The organism is Tepidimonas sp., assembly GCF_046292505.1.
In the GTDB taxonomy this organism is placed as follows: Bacteria; Pseudomonadota; Gammaproteobacteria; order Burkholderiales; family Burkholderiaceae_C; genus Tepidimonas.
The window spans coordinates 1-13,724 of the sequence record NZ_JBKBQX010000012.1 but is presented as its reverse complement, the minus strand read 5'-3'; the positions used below and the strand labels follow the sequence as shown (position 1 = coordinate 13,724).

Here is a 13,724-nt window from a genome sequence, read left to right as displayed (position 1 = left end):
CGACTCAAACCCGTGATTGTAGGCGTTGTGCGCCCGCGGCCGCGGACGGCGCCGCTCAGGGCCGCACCAGAATCCACTGCGCCCAGTCACCCCGGCGGATGAGCAGACTCACCGGCCGGCCCTTGGGCCACTCGGCCACCGCACGCTCGAATTCGCGCACGCTGGCGATGGTCTGGTTGCCCAGCCCGACGATGACATCGCCCGGCCGCACGCCCGCCGTCGCGGCCGGGCCGGCCACCTCCGCAACGCGCACGCCGCCGGCCACCTTCAGCTCGCGCCGCTCGGCGGCGGTCAGCTCGCGCACGGTCAAGCCCAGCGGTCCGGCCTTGGCGGTCTTGGGCTCCTCCGTCGCCGGGGCGGCGGCGGATTCGTCCTCGAACGTGCCCACGGTGAGGGTGAGGGACTTGGTCGCCCCGCGCCGCCACACCTCGACCGTGGCACGGGTGCCCGGCTTGGTGTTGCCAACGATGCGCGGCAGATCCGCCGACTTCTCGATCGCCTTGCCGTCGAAGCGCAGGATGATGTCGCCCGGCTCGATACCGGCCTTGGCCGCGGGCGAGCCGTCCTCCACCCCGCGCACCAGCGCCCCGCCCGGCCGCGGCAGGCCGAGCGATTCGGCCACGTCCTTGTCCACCGGCTCGATGGCCACGCCGATGCGCCCACGCGTGACCTTGCCGTTGGCCTTGAGCTGCTCGGCCACGCGCACCGCCTCGTCGATCGGGATGGCAAAGCTGATGCCCATGAAGCCGCCCGAGCGCGAATAGATCTGGCTGTTGATGCCGACCACCTCGCCGCGCATGTTGATCAGCGGCCCGCCGGAGTTGCCGGGGTTGATCGCCACGTCGGTCTGGATGAAGGGCAGGAAGTCGCCGGTCTCGCGCTGCTTGGCGCTGACGATGCCGGCGGTGACGGTGTTGTCCAACCCGAACGGCGAGCCGATCGCCATCACCCACTCGCCGACCTTGAGCCGCTCGACGTCGCCGATGCGCACGGGCTTCAGGCCCGTGGCGTCGATCTTGACCAGCGCCACGTCGGTGCGCTTGTCGGCGCCGACCACGCGCGCCTTGAACTCGCGCTTGTCCGGCAGCGTGACGATCACCTCGTCCGCGCCATCGACGACGTGCGCATTGGTCATGACAAAGCCGTCGGCACTGTAGACGAAACCGGAGCCAACCCCGCGCTGGCGCTGCTCCGGCCCCCGGTCGGGGCGCTGCGGACCGCGCGGCAGCGCGCCGGGAGGCAGCGGAATGCCGAAGCGGCGGAAAAACTCACGCATGTCCTCGTCCGGCGCGGCCGACTCCGGCTCGCGGGGCTGCACGCGCTCGACCGTGCGGATGTTGACGACCGACGGGCCGACCTCGTCGACCAGCACGGTGAAATCCGGCAAGCCGGTCAGGCGCGGCGCGGCCGCCGCCGTGCTGGCCGGGGCAGCCACGCCCGTCGCCGGCTGTGCGCCGACGACATGCTGTGCGGCGCCCCACAGCAGGGCAACGGCCCCCATCAGAGACACACCCGCCAGCGCCACGGAACGGCGCCGCTGCGGCATTCCGGCCGCCACGGAAGGTTCAGATCGGTTCATCATGTGAAAGCCTCGTCGGATGCAAGCGTCCCGGCCGCTGGGCGGGGCCGGTTGTGCGGACGGCTCATCGCGTGCGCTCGAGCGCGCCCAAAAAACGTTCCAGCGTGGCCAGCGGCACTTCGCCCAGCGCCGTGACCGCATAGCCGCCCACCCGCTGCGACAGCACATGTGTGGCCCCCGCCTGGGTGCGGTGCACCGGGGGCCCGTCGGCCGCCGAGAAGAACAGCGACACCGACGCCAGTCCGTCCGAATAGACGCACTGCAGCGGCGGACGCGCCCGCGCCGGCTCCTCGGCCCGGACCCAGCAGGTGACCGGGCGGAATCCGGGCACCTCGGCCTTCAGACGCCAACCCTCGGCCTCCGGCGTGGTTTTGCGCAGCGTCGGGCGCTCGATGCGGTAGCCGCGCGTGTCGTCCATCTGCCGCGCCATCGCCTCCAGCCGCAAAGGCGCATCGAGCTGCAGCTCCGTGAACGCGACCTGCTCCAGCACCTCGCCATCGGCATTGAGCGTCTGCAGTTTGAGCACGAGGCCGGTGCGCTTCTCGGACCAGATGCGGTAGCCGTAGCGCAACGCATCGCGGGGCTGAAACTCCACCACCCAGGCATCGAAGCCGGCCAGCCGTTCGCTGCCGCGCACGTCGGCGCGATAAAAGCCGGCCACCTCGATGCCCGGCACCCGAACCGGCCCTGGGAACAGGCGCAGCAGCTCGCGCCGATCGCGCACCGCCCACTGCTTGTCCGGCAGCAGCGTCATGACCTCGTCGTCCCGACGCCAGGTGATGCGCGCCGGCCCGTTGAGCGACTCGATGCGCTCGATCTGCTGCCGACCGTCGCAGACGTGCGCGATGCGCGCCGCTGCGATTTCACTGCCGCGCGTGACGACGAACGTCCCGCTGTAGGCACGGTTGCGCGTGGCGTCGTGCAACCGCTCGATCCAAGCCTGGATGTCGCCCGCGGGCTCAGGGGTCGCGCCATGGGCAACCTGCATCCCGACCATGAGCACGGACAAGCCCAAAGCAGCCGCAGCCACCCGACCCGCCCAGCGTTGGCCCCAGCGGGTGGGGTACGCGTGTCGCATCGTCATGGACCGTTTCACCCCGCCTCAGCGCGCCGGCACATCGTAGCTGGCCGCCCGCAGAAAACCGGCGCTGGTCTGCAGCGCCGACGCCCCGCCCCACTGGCGATGCGCGGCCATCAGTTCTTCGAGCTGGGGATCGCGCACCACCACGCCCACCCCCGGCTTGGGGGCGCTCGGCAGGCTGACGGTCACGGTCTGGGGCGGCTCGGCCTGGGCCATGCGCGGCGCGGTCTCGACCGCCCCTGGCACCGCACCCACCTGCCATGCGACGGCCACCACGGCGGCCAGCGCGGCCACCCCCGCCACCATCTTCCAGCGGAAGACGGCATCGTTGGCCGCGACCGGCAGCGGGTCCGCCACGGCTGGCGACACCTCGATGCGCTGCGGCGCAGGCTCGGCCGCCACACGCGCCATCACGGCGCGCACGAAGGCGGGATCCGCCCCGCCCTCGGTGCGGGCCGCCCGGGCGCGCAGGGCATCCCCGATACAACGGTACGCATCCCACGCCGCCCGGTCGGCGCCGGCATCGGCCCCGTCGAGCGCGGTCTGCGCCTGCGACGGCCCGCATTCGCCGTCGAACAGCGCCGACAACCATTCCCGCCGCGCGGCTTCGGCGGCGGACGGATCGTTCGATGGGGCTACAGGCTTCATGGTCGGACATCCAATCTGGTGACCCTGCACAGGCACGCTACCAACGCTTGCCGGATTGGCGCTCCAGCATGGGCTTGATGCGCGCCGAAATCGCCTCCCGGGCGCGGAAGATGCGCGAACGCACCGTTCCAATCGGGCAGTCGAGCGCTTGCGCGATCTCCTCGTAACTGAGACCGTCGATTTCGCGCAGCGTGATCGCCTGGGCCAGCTCGGTCGGCAGGGCATCCACCGCCGCCTGCACCGCCTGGGCAATCTCCTTACTCGCCAGCACCGCGTCCGGGGTTTCGGTATCGGCCACCTGCGCGGTTAGTTCCTGCTCCAGGGCGGAAGTTTCATCGCCATCGTCCCCGTTGTGCAGGGCGCTCATCGGCACCAGCGGATCGCGCTTGAGTTCCTGCAGCGCCTTCTTGGCGGTGTTGACGGCAATGCGGTACAGCCAGGTGTAGAACTGGGCATCGCCGCGAAACTGCCCCAGCGCCCGGTAGGCGCGAATGAAGGTCTCCTGCGCCAGATCGGGGACGAGGTCGGTGTCGCGCACGAGACGCCCGATCAGGCGCTCGACCCGGCGCTGGTATTTGATGACCAGCAGCTCGAACGCCCGTTGGTCGCCAGCGATCGCGCGCTGCACGAGCGCGGCGTCGGCGTCGGGGGAACGGCGGGTTTCGTCCATCATGGCCTCGGCGCAGGGCGCCCGAATATACCCGATCGGCCTTCGGGGTCGGCCGCGGCCGCAAGGGCCCGGCGCAAGGCGAGCCAGTCCGCGGGATCGTCGCCGGCGGCGGCCCGCTGGCACCACAGCCACAGGCGCTGCCCATCGGGCGTTCGCCCCTCCAGCAGCACCACGTCGGTGCCGTCCCATGCAATGCGCACGTCGAGCATGGGCACCCCGGACGGCCGCTGCGCACCGATCCAGCGCCACGTGCCGCTCTGCGCACCGTCGGGGCCGGACGTCGGCAGCCACACCAATTCGCCGTACCGGGCATGGCGCAGGCTCCAGACGGCCCACAGGGCACTGGCGACCACCCCGGCCAGCAGTCCCCACCATGCCGCGGGCAGGTCGGGACGCGCCCAGGCCCACAGGCCCAGCACGGCCACGCCGCCGGACAGGCCGATCGCGGTGACCCAGGTCTCCAGCCGGGCGGAGCCGGCCGGGTAGCGGATGCCGGCTGCCCCGGTTCGGGCCATAGGAGTCAGACGCGCTTGAATACCAGCGTGCCGTTGGTGCCGCCGAAGCCGAAGTTGTTCTTCAACGCCACGTCGATGCGGGCATCCCGCGCCGTATTGGCGCAGTAGTCCAGGTCGCATTCGGCGTCCGGCTCGACCAGGTTGATCGTCGGCGGAATCTTCTGGTGATGCACGGCAAGGACGGTGAAGACGCTCTCCAGCCCGCCTGCGCCGCCCAACAGGTGGCCGGTCATCGACTTGGTGGAGCTGACGACCACGCGGCGTGCATGATCGCCCAGCGCGGCCTTGATGGCATGGGTCTCGTTGACGTCCCCCAGCGGGGTGGACGTGCCGTGCGCGTTGAGGTAGTCCACCTGATCCGCATTCACGCCCGCGTTGCGCAGGGCGTTGAGCATGGCGCGGCGGGGGCCGTCCATGTTGGGGGCGGTCATGTGGCCCGCATCGGCGCTCATGCCATAGCCGACCAACTCGGCGTAGATCTTGGCGCCGCGTGCCTTGGCGTGCTCGTACTCCTCCAGCACCAACACACCGGCCCCCTCACCCAGCACGAAGCCGTCACGGTCCTTGTCGAACGGGCGCGAGGCGGCCTGCGGATCGTCGTTGCGCGTGGACAAGGCCCGCATCGCGGCAAAGCCACCGATCCCAAGCGGCGACACGGTCGATTCCGTCCCACCGGCGATGACCACGTCCGCGTCGCCGTACTCGATCATGCGCCCCGCCTCGCCGATGCAGTGCAGGCCGGTGGTACAAGCCGTGACGACCGCCAGATTCGGGCCCTTGAAGCCGTAGCGCATGGACACGTGGCCGGACACCATGTTGATGATGGAGGCGGGCACGAAGAAGGGCGAAATGCGGCGCGGCCCGCGGTTGGTGAGCTCCGTGTGCGTCGCCTCGATGAGCGGCAGGCCGCCGATGCCCGAACCGATCACGCAGCCGATGCGGCAGGCCTCGTCCTCGGACAGCGCGTCACCCACCGGCAGGCCCGAGTCGGCCACGGCCTGGGCCGCGGCGGCGATGCCGTAGTGGATGAAGGTGTCCATCGTCCGCGCCTCCTTGGGCGGGATGTAGGACTCGAGGTCGAAATTCTTGACCTCACCGGCAATCTGACAGGCAAAAGCGCTCGCATCGAACTTGGTGATGCGGTCAATGCCCGAGCGGCCCGCGAGCAGATTGGCCCAGGCCGCCTCCACCGTGTTGCCCACGGGACTGACGCAGCCCAAGCCGGTCACGACGACACGGCGGCGGCTCATGGGGGATCAGGCCTTCTGGTGCGCCTTGGCGTAGTCGATCGCCTGCTGCACGGTGGTGATCTTTTCGGCGTCCTCGTCGGGGATCTCGATGCCGAATTCGTCTTCGAGGGCCATCACCAGCTCCACGGTGTCGAGGGAGTCGGCACCCAGGTCGGCGACGAACGCCTTCTCGGGGGTGACCTGGCTCTCCTCCACGCCGAGTTGCTCGGCAATGATCTTCTTCACACGTGCTTCGATGTCGCTCATAGTTCCCTCTGCGGGTGGTTGAAAACAGCCCCGGCATTGTAGCGGCCCCGCCGCTGCGGGCCCGCCAGCCGGCGATCGGACGGGGATCAGGCCATGAACATGCCGCCGTTGACGTGCAGCTCCTGCCCGGTGATGTAGCCGGCCTGCGGACTGGCCAGAAAGGCCACTGCATGCGCCACGTCGGCGGGTTTACCCAGATGGCCCAGTGGAATTTGCGCCAGCAGCGCCTGCTGCTGCTCGGCCGGGAGGCTGGCGGTCATGTCGGTTTCGATGAAGCCCGGCGCCACGCAGTTGACGGTGATGCGCCGGCTGCCCAGCTCGCGCGCCAGCGCGCGCGTCATGCCCGCCACCCCGGCCTTGGCCGCGGCATAGTTGGCCTGTCCGGGATTGCCCGAGGCGCCGACCACGCTGGTGATGTTGACGATGCGGCCATAGCGCTGCTTCATCATCGGACGGATCGCGGCGCGGCACAGGCGGAACACCGCCTTCAGGTTGGTGTCGAGCACCGCGTCCCAGTCCTCGTCCTTGAGCCGCATGGCCAGCATATCGCGCGTGATGCCCGCGTTGTTGACCAGAATGTGCAGCGCCCCGTGCTCTTTGACCAGGGCGTCCACCAGCGCCTCGGCGGCGGGGGCGTCGTTGACGTCCAGGCACGCGCCGCGACAGCCTTCGAAGCCGGCGAGCGCCTGTGTGATGCGCTGGGCGCCTTCCTCGCTGGTGGCGGTGCCGACGACGCGCACGCCGCGGCCGGCCAGTTCGCGCGCAATGGCCGCGCCGATGCCGCGCGAAGCGCCCGTGACGAGGGCCACCTGGCCCGCGAAAACCGGTTCAGACATGGGTCGATTTCCTCCTGCGTATTCGTTGGGGTGACCAGCGGCGCGCGAATCAGCCCGCGAGCAAGGCGCGCACCTCGGCGAGTGTGGCGGGGTCGTACAGCACGGCCGCTTGCAGTTCCGGCGCGATGCGCTTGGTCAAGCCGGCCAGCACCTTGCCCGGGCCGCACTCGACGATGGCCTGCGCGCCGCGCGCGCGCAACGCCTGCACGCACTCCACCCAGCGCACGGGCCCGGCGGCCTGGCGCACCAGCGCGTCGCGGATGCGCGCCGGGTCGGTCTCCACCGCGACGTCGATGTTGTTGACGACCGGAATCGCCGGCGCCTGGATGGCCACCTCGGCCAGCGCCGCGCGCAGCGCCTCGGCCGCCGGCCGCATCAGGCTGGAGTGGAACGGCGCCGACACCGGCAGCGGCAGCGCGCGCTTGGCGCCGCGCGCTTTGAGCACTTCGCAGGCCTTGTCGACCGCCGCCTTGGAGCCGGCGATGACGGTCTGCGCCGGATCGTTGAAGTTGACCGCCTCGACGACCTCGCCGCTGTCCGGCGCGAACGCGGCCTGCGCCTCGGCGCAGCCGGCGCGCACCGCCTCGGCGTCCAGCCCGAGGATGGCGGCCATCGCCCCGGCCCCCACCGGCACGGCCTGCTGCATGGCCTGCGCGCGCAGCCGCACCAGCGGCGCGGCCTGCGCCAGCGTCAAGGCCCCTGCCGCCACCAGCGCCGAGTACTCGCCCAGCGAATGGCCGGCCACCGCGATCGGATCGGCTCCGCCCTCGGCCTTCCAGACGCGCCACGCAGCCACGCCCGCCACCAGCATCACCGGCTGCGTGTTGGTGGTCAGCGCCAGCGCCTCCTTCGGCCCCTCGTGGATCAGGCGGCCCAGGTCCTCGCCGAGCGCGTCGGAAGCCTCCTGCAGCGTGGCACGCACCACCGGGTGGTCGCCCCAGGCGTCGAGCATGCCCACCGACTGCGAGCCCTGGCCCGGAAACACGAATGCGAACGTCGTCATCTTGCGAATGCTCCCACGTGTTGTGTCTTCAGTAGCGCACCAGGGCCGAGCCCCAGGTGAAGCCGCCGCCCACGCCCTCCAGCAGCAGCAGTTGGCCCGGCTGGATGCGGCCGGCGCGCACCGCGTGGTCGAGCGCCAGCGCAATCGACGCCGCCGACGTGTTGCCATGCTGATCGACGGTCACGACGACCCGCTCCAGCGGCAGTTTGAGCTTGCGCGCCGTGCTCTGCATGATGCGGATGTTGGCCTGGTGCGGAATCAGCCAATCGACATCGGCCTCGGTCTTGCCGGCCTTGCCCAGCGTGGTGCGAGCCGTCTCCTCCAGCACGCCGACCGCCAGCTTGAACACCGCCTGCCCGTCCATGCGCAGCAGCGGCTCGCCCAGCACGTGGCCACCGGCCACCGTGCCCGGCACGCACAGGATGCCGGTGTGGCGGCCATCGGCGTGCAGGTCGGTGGCGAGCACGCCGGGGCCGTCGCCGCCGTGCTCCACGGCCTCCAGCACCACGGCGCCGGCGCCGTCGCCGAACAGCACGCAGGTGGTGCGGTCGTCGAAGTCGAGGATGCGCGAGAACACCTCCGCCCCGACCACCAGCGCGCGGCGCGCGCTGCCGGTGCGGATCAGCGCGTCGGCCAGCGTCAGCGCGTAGATGAAGCCGGTGCACACGGCCTGCACGTCGAACGCCGCCGCGCCGATCGGCCCCTGGCCGCCGGCGGCCTGCGCCGCCTCGTGCAGCTTGCGCTGCAGGATGGTGGCGGTGGAGGGAAAGACCATGTCCGGCGTCGAGGTCGCCACGACGATCAGGTCCACCTCGTGCGGCTGGCGGCCGGCGGCGGCCAGCGCCTTGAGGCTGGCCTGCAGCGCCAGGTCGCTGGCCATCTCGCCCTCGGCGGCGAAGTGGCGCGCGCGGATGCCGGTGCGCTCGACGATCCAGTCGTCGCTGGTCTCGAGCCCACGCGCGGCGAGCAGGGCCGCCATGTCGTGGTTGGTCAGGCGCTTGTTGGGCAGGTGGCTGCCCGTCCCGGTGATGCGGGCGTACAGACTCATCGGCGATCAGATTCCTGGCAATGGACGACGGGGCGCCCGCTCAGAGGGAGGTGGCGACCGGCGACTCGCCCGACGGCGTCGCCATCAGGGGCGCCGCCCGAGCGATGCGGCGCTGCACGCGCTCGAGCAGCCGGGCCTCGGCCGCATCATACGCGCGTCGCAGCGCCTGCTCGAAGGCAAACGCATCGGCCGAGCCGTGGCTCTTGAAGACCAGTCCACGCAGACCGAGCAACGCCGCCCCGTTGTAGCGGCGGTGGTCCACGCGGCGTTTGAAGCGCGCGAGCACCGGCCACGCCACCAGCGCCGCCAGCCGCGAATGCCAGCCGCGCCCAAACTCCTCGCGCAGGAAGGCGCCGATCATGCTGGCCAGGCCCTCACTCGCCTTGAGCGCGACATTGCCCACGAAGCCGTCGCAGACGACGATGTCCGTGGTGCCCTTGAAGATGTCGTTGCCCTCGACGTTGCCGTGGAAATTGAGGTCGCCGCGGGCCGCCGCCTCGCGCAACAACTGGCCGGCGCGCTTGATGACGTCGTTGCCCTTGATGACCTCTTCCCCGATGTTGAGCAGGCCCACGCTCGGGTTTTCGCGGCCGTTGGCGGCGACCAGGGCCGAACCCATGACGGCAAACTGCAGCAGATGCTCCGCGGTGCAGTCGACGTTGGCGCCCAGATCCAGCACGGTGGTCGCACCGCCGGCCGCGTTGGGCATTTGGGTGGCGATCGCCGGGCGATCGATGCCGTCCAGCGTCTTGAGCACATAGCGCGCGATGGCCATCAGCGCCCCGGTGTTGCCGGCCGACACCGCCACATCCGCCGCCCCGTCCTTGACCTGCGCGATGGCCACGCGCATGGACGAATCTTTCTTGCGGCGCAGGGCGACCTCGACGGGATCGTCCATCTCGACGACCTCCGCCGCGGACACGACCGCACAACGGCTGGCATCCAGCCCCGGCGGCAGCGCGGACAGCGCTTCGGGGCGACCCACCAGCAGCAGGCGCGCCTGAGGGTGTGCCGCCAAAAAGGCGGCGCAGGCGGGCAGTGTCACGGAGGGGCCGTGATCCCCCCCCATGCAATCGACGGCAATCCGAATCACGGCAGTTTCAGGCGACCGCACGCTAGACGCCGCGCCGCCCATGTCCGCCGTGGCGATCAAGCCTCGGACTTGTTCTTGAGGACCTGACGGCCGCGGTAGAAGCCGTTGGGGCTGATGTGGTGGCGCAGGTGCGTCTCGCCCGTGGTGGGCTCGACGGCGATGCCCGGCGCCGACAGCGCATTGTGCGAGCGGTGCATGCCGCGCTTGGACGGCGACTTCTTGTTTTGCTGAACGGCCATGATCGGTTCCTGGAATACGGGTGCTGGCTAAGAAAACCCTGCATTATACCCGGCCAGCCTCGGCGCACACAAACACGCCGCGAGCTGGCCGACCCAGCGGTCAGGAGCGCCCCCCCGCCTTCAGGGCCGCCAACGCCTCGAAGGGATTGCGGCGCGGCTCGGCGGCCGCGGCCTCCCCGCCCGCTCCCAGAACATCGCCCGCCGCCAACGGGATGGGGTGCGGACAGACCTCGTGCAGCGGCACCAGGGGCGCGGCCAGCAGCAGTTCCTCCTCCACCAGCTCCAGCAAGGGGTAGCGCGGACCATCGAGCACCAGCAGGTCCTCTTCGCAGGATTCGTCTTCCGACTCGGCCGCGGCCTCGTTGGCGACGAAGCGGAACCAGCGATCCACCGTCACGGGCTGCCAGTACGGCTCCAGACAGCGCTGGCACACCAGCGGCACCCGGCCTTCGGCCTGCAGATGCAACCACAAGTGCCGCGGCACCGCCGCGCGACGCCCACCGGCCAGCGCACGCACGGCCGCCGCCACCGCCGGCGGCGGATCGCGCCATTCGGCCTGCACGCGCCAGCGGACGGTCTCCTGCGCCTGCTCCGGCAGATCGGGAGCATCAGCCAGCACGCGGGGCAGACGGGCCAGGGCAAATACCCCCGACAGGCCGTCGCCGCGGCGCGTCAACGCATCGACGTCGATCCAGTCGTGGGGCTCGGCGGCATGGGGGCTGGGGACACGCATGCGGCGGATTATCCCCCTGCGGCGGCGCAAAGACCACCCAGCGGCCAACCCAAGGCCACTGTCAGGCCGCCACCGGCCGGGTCAGCCGTGCCATACTGCCGCCATGAACATCGCCGACCTGCGCAAAAGCTACGAGAAGGCCGAGCTCAGCGAGGACGCTTCGCACGCCGACCCGCTGCGGCAGTTCGACCAGTGGCTGCACGAGGCCATCCGTGCCGAGCTGCCCGAGCCCAACGCCATGACGTTGGCCACGGTGGGCTGCGATCTGCGGCCCAGCACCCGCGTGGTGCTCATCAAGGGCTACGACGAGCGCGGCATCGTCTGGTACACCAACTACGACAGCCGCAAGGGCCGCGAGCTGGCGGGTAACCCCTACGCGGCACTGCAGTTCCACTGGGTGGAGCTGGAGCGCGTGGTGCGCATCGAGGGCGTGGTCGAGAAGGTCAGCGCCGAGGAGAGCGACGCCTACTACGCCAGCCGCCCCCTGGACAGCCGTATCGGCGCGTGGGCCAGCCCCCAGAGTCAGGTGATCGACGGCCGCGGCGTGCTGGTGGCCAACGCCGCCAAATATGCCGCGCAATTTTTGATGAACCCGCCCCGACCGCCCCACTGGGGAGGCTTCCGCCTCAAACCCGACGCCTGGGAGTTTTGGCAGGGCCGCAAGAGCCGTCTGCACGACCGGCTGCGCTACCGGCTGGAGGACGGGCGGTGGGTGCGGGAGCGGCTGGCGCCCTGAGCCTGGCGCTCCGCGTCAAGCCGGGCGCTGTGCTTGCGCCTCCTGCTGAAGCGCGCGCAGAGCCGACAGGGCAGCATCGGCCTGGTCCACCGGCACGAAGAGGTGGTCGTGAAAGGCCCCGGCTACCACATTGCAGCTCACGCCGGCGCGGCCCAGCGCCGCCGCAAACGATGCGGTTAGGCCCACCGCCTGCAGATCGGAGTGGACGGTCAGCGTGATCCAGGCAGCGCGGAACAGCACCGGATACCCGGCCTGCAGGGCCTGGGATTCGGGCAGCACCAGGGTCAGCCCCTCCGACTCCGCTACCGTGACCACCGGCGACAGCCCCCGCCCATCCGTCCCGGGCGGGGCGACGCAGTAAACGTACGTGCCCTCATGGAGTTCCGGCTCCATGGAGGCCAGAAGGGTCGCCAAATCGGCGATCGGTGTGCTCATGACAGACGGCGTTGTCCGTTGTCGACCAATCAGGACGGTTGGGCAATCGGCTCGATGGCTTGCCCGGCCACCGCCTTCAGCGCATCGGCTGGCACCCGGTCGGGCGCGATTTGCGCCAACGGTATCAGCACGAATGCGCGCTGCCCCATGCGCGGGTGGGGTACGGTGAGGTGCGGGGACTGGATGCGCGCGCTGCCGTAGAGCAGCAGGTCCAGATCCAGCGTGCGTGGGGCGTTGCGGTAGGGGCGCTCGCGGCCGGCGCGGGCCTCCAGCGCATGCAACGCCTGCAACAGCGCGGGGGCGCTCAGGTGAGTGGACACCGCGGCGACCGCATTGCAGTAGTCCGGCCCGTCGGCATCCACGGGCGCGGTGCGCCACAGACCCGAAGCGGCGATGCGCCGCGTCTGCGGCAGCTCGTCCAGCCACTGCAGCGCGGCCCGCACCTGCGCCGGGGCGTCGCCCAAATTGGCGCCGATGCCGATATACGCCGTGACGGCGTCACGCATCGGGTGCACTGCCATCGGCCGGGGCGCCCCCGCCCTCCCCGCCGCCTGCGGGCTTGCGCCGACGCCGGCGGCGCTTGCGCGGCGCGGCAGGGGCTTGCGCCTCACCATCCGGACCATCCGCAGGCGACGCCACCGCATCCGGCACGGCGGTTGTGGCGGACGTCACGGCCTCGTCCCCGGTGGGATCGTCGGCACGCCGGCGGCGGCTGCGCGGGGCTTTGCCGGGAACCTTGGCACGCTGCTGCTCCAGCCGGACGGCCTCCACCATGTCGCGCCGCACGGCTTCGCTGGCCAGGCTGAAGGTCTCCCACCAGTGCGAGAGTTCTTCCTCCACCTCGCCCACCTGCGCACGCAGGCGAAGAAAATCGAAGCCCGCCCGAAAGCGCGGCTGCTCCACCAGCGTGAAGGGGCTCTGCCCCGTGCGCTTGTCGAAGCGCGGCTGCATCATCCAGATCTCGCGCATGTCGGCGCCGAGCTTGCCGCGGCCAGAGACGTCGCCGATGCGCGACTCGAACACCTCGTCCACCGCCTCGGCCAGGGCCGGAAACGGCGGCACCCCCTCGCCCAAACGACGCTGCCACGCGCCGCGCACGTCCTGCCACAGCACGCAGGCGAGCAAAAAGCTCGGCGCCACCGGCTTGCCCTCGGCCACGCGGCGGTCCGTGTCCTGCAGCGCCGCGCGCACGAAGGGGTCCTCGCCCCGCTCGACCACCACATCCAGCAGCGGGTAGATGCCGCGCGCCAGCCCATTGGCGCGCAGCGCCTCCACGCTGGCGATCGCGTGCCCGGTCTGCAGGAGCTTGAGCATCTCGTCGAACAGCCGGCTGGGCGGCACGTCGGCCAGCAGCGGCAGGTGCGCCGCCATGGGCGCGCGGGTCTTGTCGTCGAGCTTGAAGCCCAACCCGCTGAGCTTGGCCGCAAAACGCACGGCGCGGATGATGCGTACCGGATCCTCGCGGTAGCGGGTGGGCGGGTCCCCGATCATGCGCAGCACACGCTTGCGGGCGTCGCGAATGCCCTGGTGGAAATCGACCACGGTTTCGGTCTCCGGGTCGTAGTACATGGCGTTGATGGTGAAGTCGCGCCGCGCTGCGTCCTGCTCGACC

The 13,724-nt window shown here is 70.8% G+C and carries 17 protein-coding genes; 1 reads left to right on the top strand and 16 read right to left on the bottom strand.

All coding sequences use genetic code 11. The annotated features are described in order from the left end of the window. Window positions 1–55 precede the first annotated feature (55 nt). The 13 genes from ACK4TH_RS07120 to ACK4TH_RS07060 form a co-directional block, all read right to left on the bottom strand. Entirely contained in the window at window positions 56–1,501 is a 1,446-nt protein-coding gene (locus ACK4TH_RS07120) for a DegQ family serine endoprotease (protein WP_409624409.1), read from the bottom strand. Window positions 1,502–1,643: 142 nt separating this feature from the next. Further along, window positions 1,644–2,663, bottom strand: coding sequence for a MucB/RseB C-terminal domain-containing protein (locus ACK4TH_RS07115; RefSeq protein WP_409624305.1), 1,020 nt, complete (start codon window positions 2,661–2,663; stop codon window positions 1,644–1,646). A gap of 18 nt (window positions 2,664–2,681) precedes the next feature. Continuing rightward, on the bottom strand, window positions 2,682–3,308 hold the full coding sequence (locus ACK4TH_RS07110) for an RseA family anti-sigma factor (RefSeq protein WP_409624302.1): 627 nt from the start codon (window positions 3,306–3,308) through the stop codon (window positions 2,682–2,684). Window positions 3,309–3,345: 37 nt separating this feature from the next. Then, entirely contained in the window at window positions 3,346–3,978 is a 633-nt protein-coding gene (rpoE, locus tag ACK4TH_RS07105) for an RNA polymerase sigma factor RpoE (protein WP_409624406.1), read from the bottom strand. Continuing rightward, window positions 3,978–4,493: a hypothetical protein gene (locus ACK4TH_RS07100; protein WP_409624299.1), complete on the bottom strand. Its 516-nt coding sequence runs from the start codon at window positions 4,491–4,493 to the stop codon at window positions 3,978–3,980. The genes rpoE and ACK4TH_RS07100 overlap by 1 nt, the downstream gene beginning before the upstream one ends. A 5-nt stretch (window positions 4,494–4,498) precedes the next feature. Next, window positions 4,499–5,743 (bottom strand): beta-ketoacyl-ACP synthase II, encoded by a 1,245-nt coding sequence (fabF, locus tag ACK4TH_RS07095; RefSeq protein WP_409624296.1) that lies wholly within the window; start codon window positions 5,741–5,743, stop codon window positions 4,499–4,501. A gap of 6 nt (window positions 5,744–5,749) precedes the next feature. Further along, window positions 5,750–5,989: an acyl carrier protein gene (acpP, locus tag ACK4TH_RS07090; RefSeq protein WP_068606668.1), complete on the bottom strand. Its 240-nt coding sequence runs from the start codon at window positions 5,987–5,989 to the stop codon at window positions 5,750–5,752. 86 nt (window positions 5,990–6,075) lie between these two features. Further along, window positions 6,076–6,825, bottom strand: coding sequence for a 3-oxoacyl-ACP reductase FabG (fabG, locus tag ACK4TH_RS07085; RefSeq protein ID WP_409624292.1), 750 nt, complete (start codon window positions 6,823–6,825; stop codon window positions 6,076–6,078). Window positions 6,826–6,874: 49 nt separating this feature from the next. Next, on the bottom strand, window positions 6,875–7,828 hold the full coding sequence (gene fabD, locus ACK4TH_RS07080; RefSeq protein WP_409624289.1) for an ACP S-malonyltransferase: 954 nt from the start codon (window positions 7,826–7,828) through the stop codon (window positions 6,875–6,877). Between the two features lie 28 nt (window positions 7,829–7,856). Further along, the gene (locus ACK4TH_RS07075; protein WP_409624286.1) at window positions 7,857–8,876 is read right to left on the bottom strand and encodes a beta-ketoacyl-ACP synthase III; all 1,020 of its coding nucleotides are present in this window, start codon (window positions 8,874–8,876) and stop codon (window positions 7,857–7,859) included. A 40-nt stretch (window positions 8,877–8,916) separates the two neighbouring features. Beyond that, the gene (gene plsX / locus ACK4TH_RS07070) at window positions 8,917–9,969 is read right to left on the bottom strand and encodes a phosphate acyltransferase PlsX (RefSeq protein WP_409624283.1); all 1,053 of its coding nucleotides are present in this window, start codon (window positions 9,967–9,969) and stop codon (window positions 8,917–8,919) included. Window positions 9,970–10,025: 56 nt separating this feature from the next. Then, a complete protein-coding gene (rpmF, locus tag ACK4TH_RS07065; RefSeq protein ID WP_068606675.1) occupies window positions 10,026–10,208 on the bottom strand; it encodes a 50S ribosomal protein L32 in 183 nt (60 codons plus the stop codon). A 100-nt stretch (window positions 10,209–10,308) separates the two neighbouring features. Continuing rightward, window positions 10,309–10,941 (bottom strand): YceD family protein, encoded by a 633-nt coding sequence (locus ACK4TH_RS07060; RefSeq protein WP_409624280.1) that lies wholly within the window; start codon window positions 10,939–10,941, stop codon window positions 10,309–10,311. A gap of 103 nt (window positions 10,942–11,044) precedes the next feature. Between ACK4TH_RS07060 and pdxH the strand changes: the two genes are divergently transcribed. After that, window positions 11,045–11,677 (top strand): pyridoxamine 5'-phosphate oxidase, encoded by a 633-nt coding sequence (gene pdxH, locus ACK4TH_RS07055; protein WP_409624277.1) that lies wholly within the window; start codon window positions 11,045–11,047, stop codon window positions 11,675–11,677. 15 nt (window positions 11,678–11,692) lie between these two features. On the opposite strand, the gene ACK4TH_RS07050 is transcribed toward pdxH, so the two are convergent. The 3 genes from ACK4TH_RS07050 to ACK4TH_RS07040 all read right to left on the bottom strand — a co-directional run. Continuing rightward, entirely contained in the window at window positions 11,693–12,112 is a 420-nt protein-coding gene (locus ACK4TH_RS07050; RefSeq protein WP_409624275.1) for an ACT domain-containing protein, read from the bottom strand. Between the two features lie 29 nt (window positions 12,113–12,141). Next, window positions 12,142–12,618, bottom strand: a complete 477-nt coding sequence (gene folK / locus ACK4TH_RS07045; RefSeq protein ID WP_409624272.1) for a 2-amino-4-hydroxy-6-hydroxymethyldihydropteridine diphosphokinase — start codon at window positions 12,616–12,618, stop codon at window positions 12,142–12,144. Next, window positions 12,611–13,724: polynucleotide adenylyltransferase PcnB (locus tag ACK4TH_RS07040; protein ID WP_409624270.1), on the bottom strand; the 1,114-nt coding region annotated here is incomplete at its 5' end. The genes folK and ACK4TH_RS07040, both read right to left, overlap by 8 nt.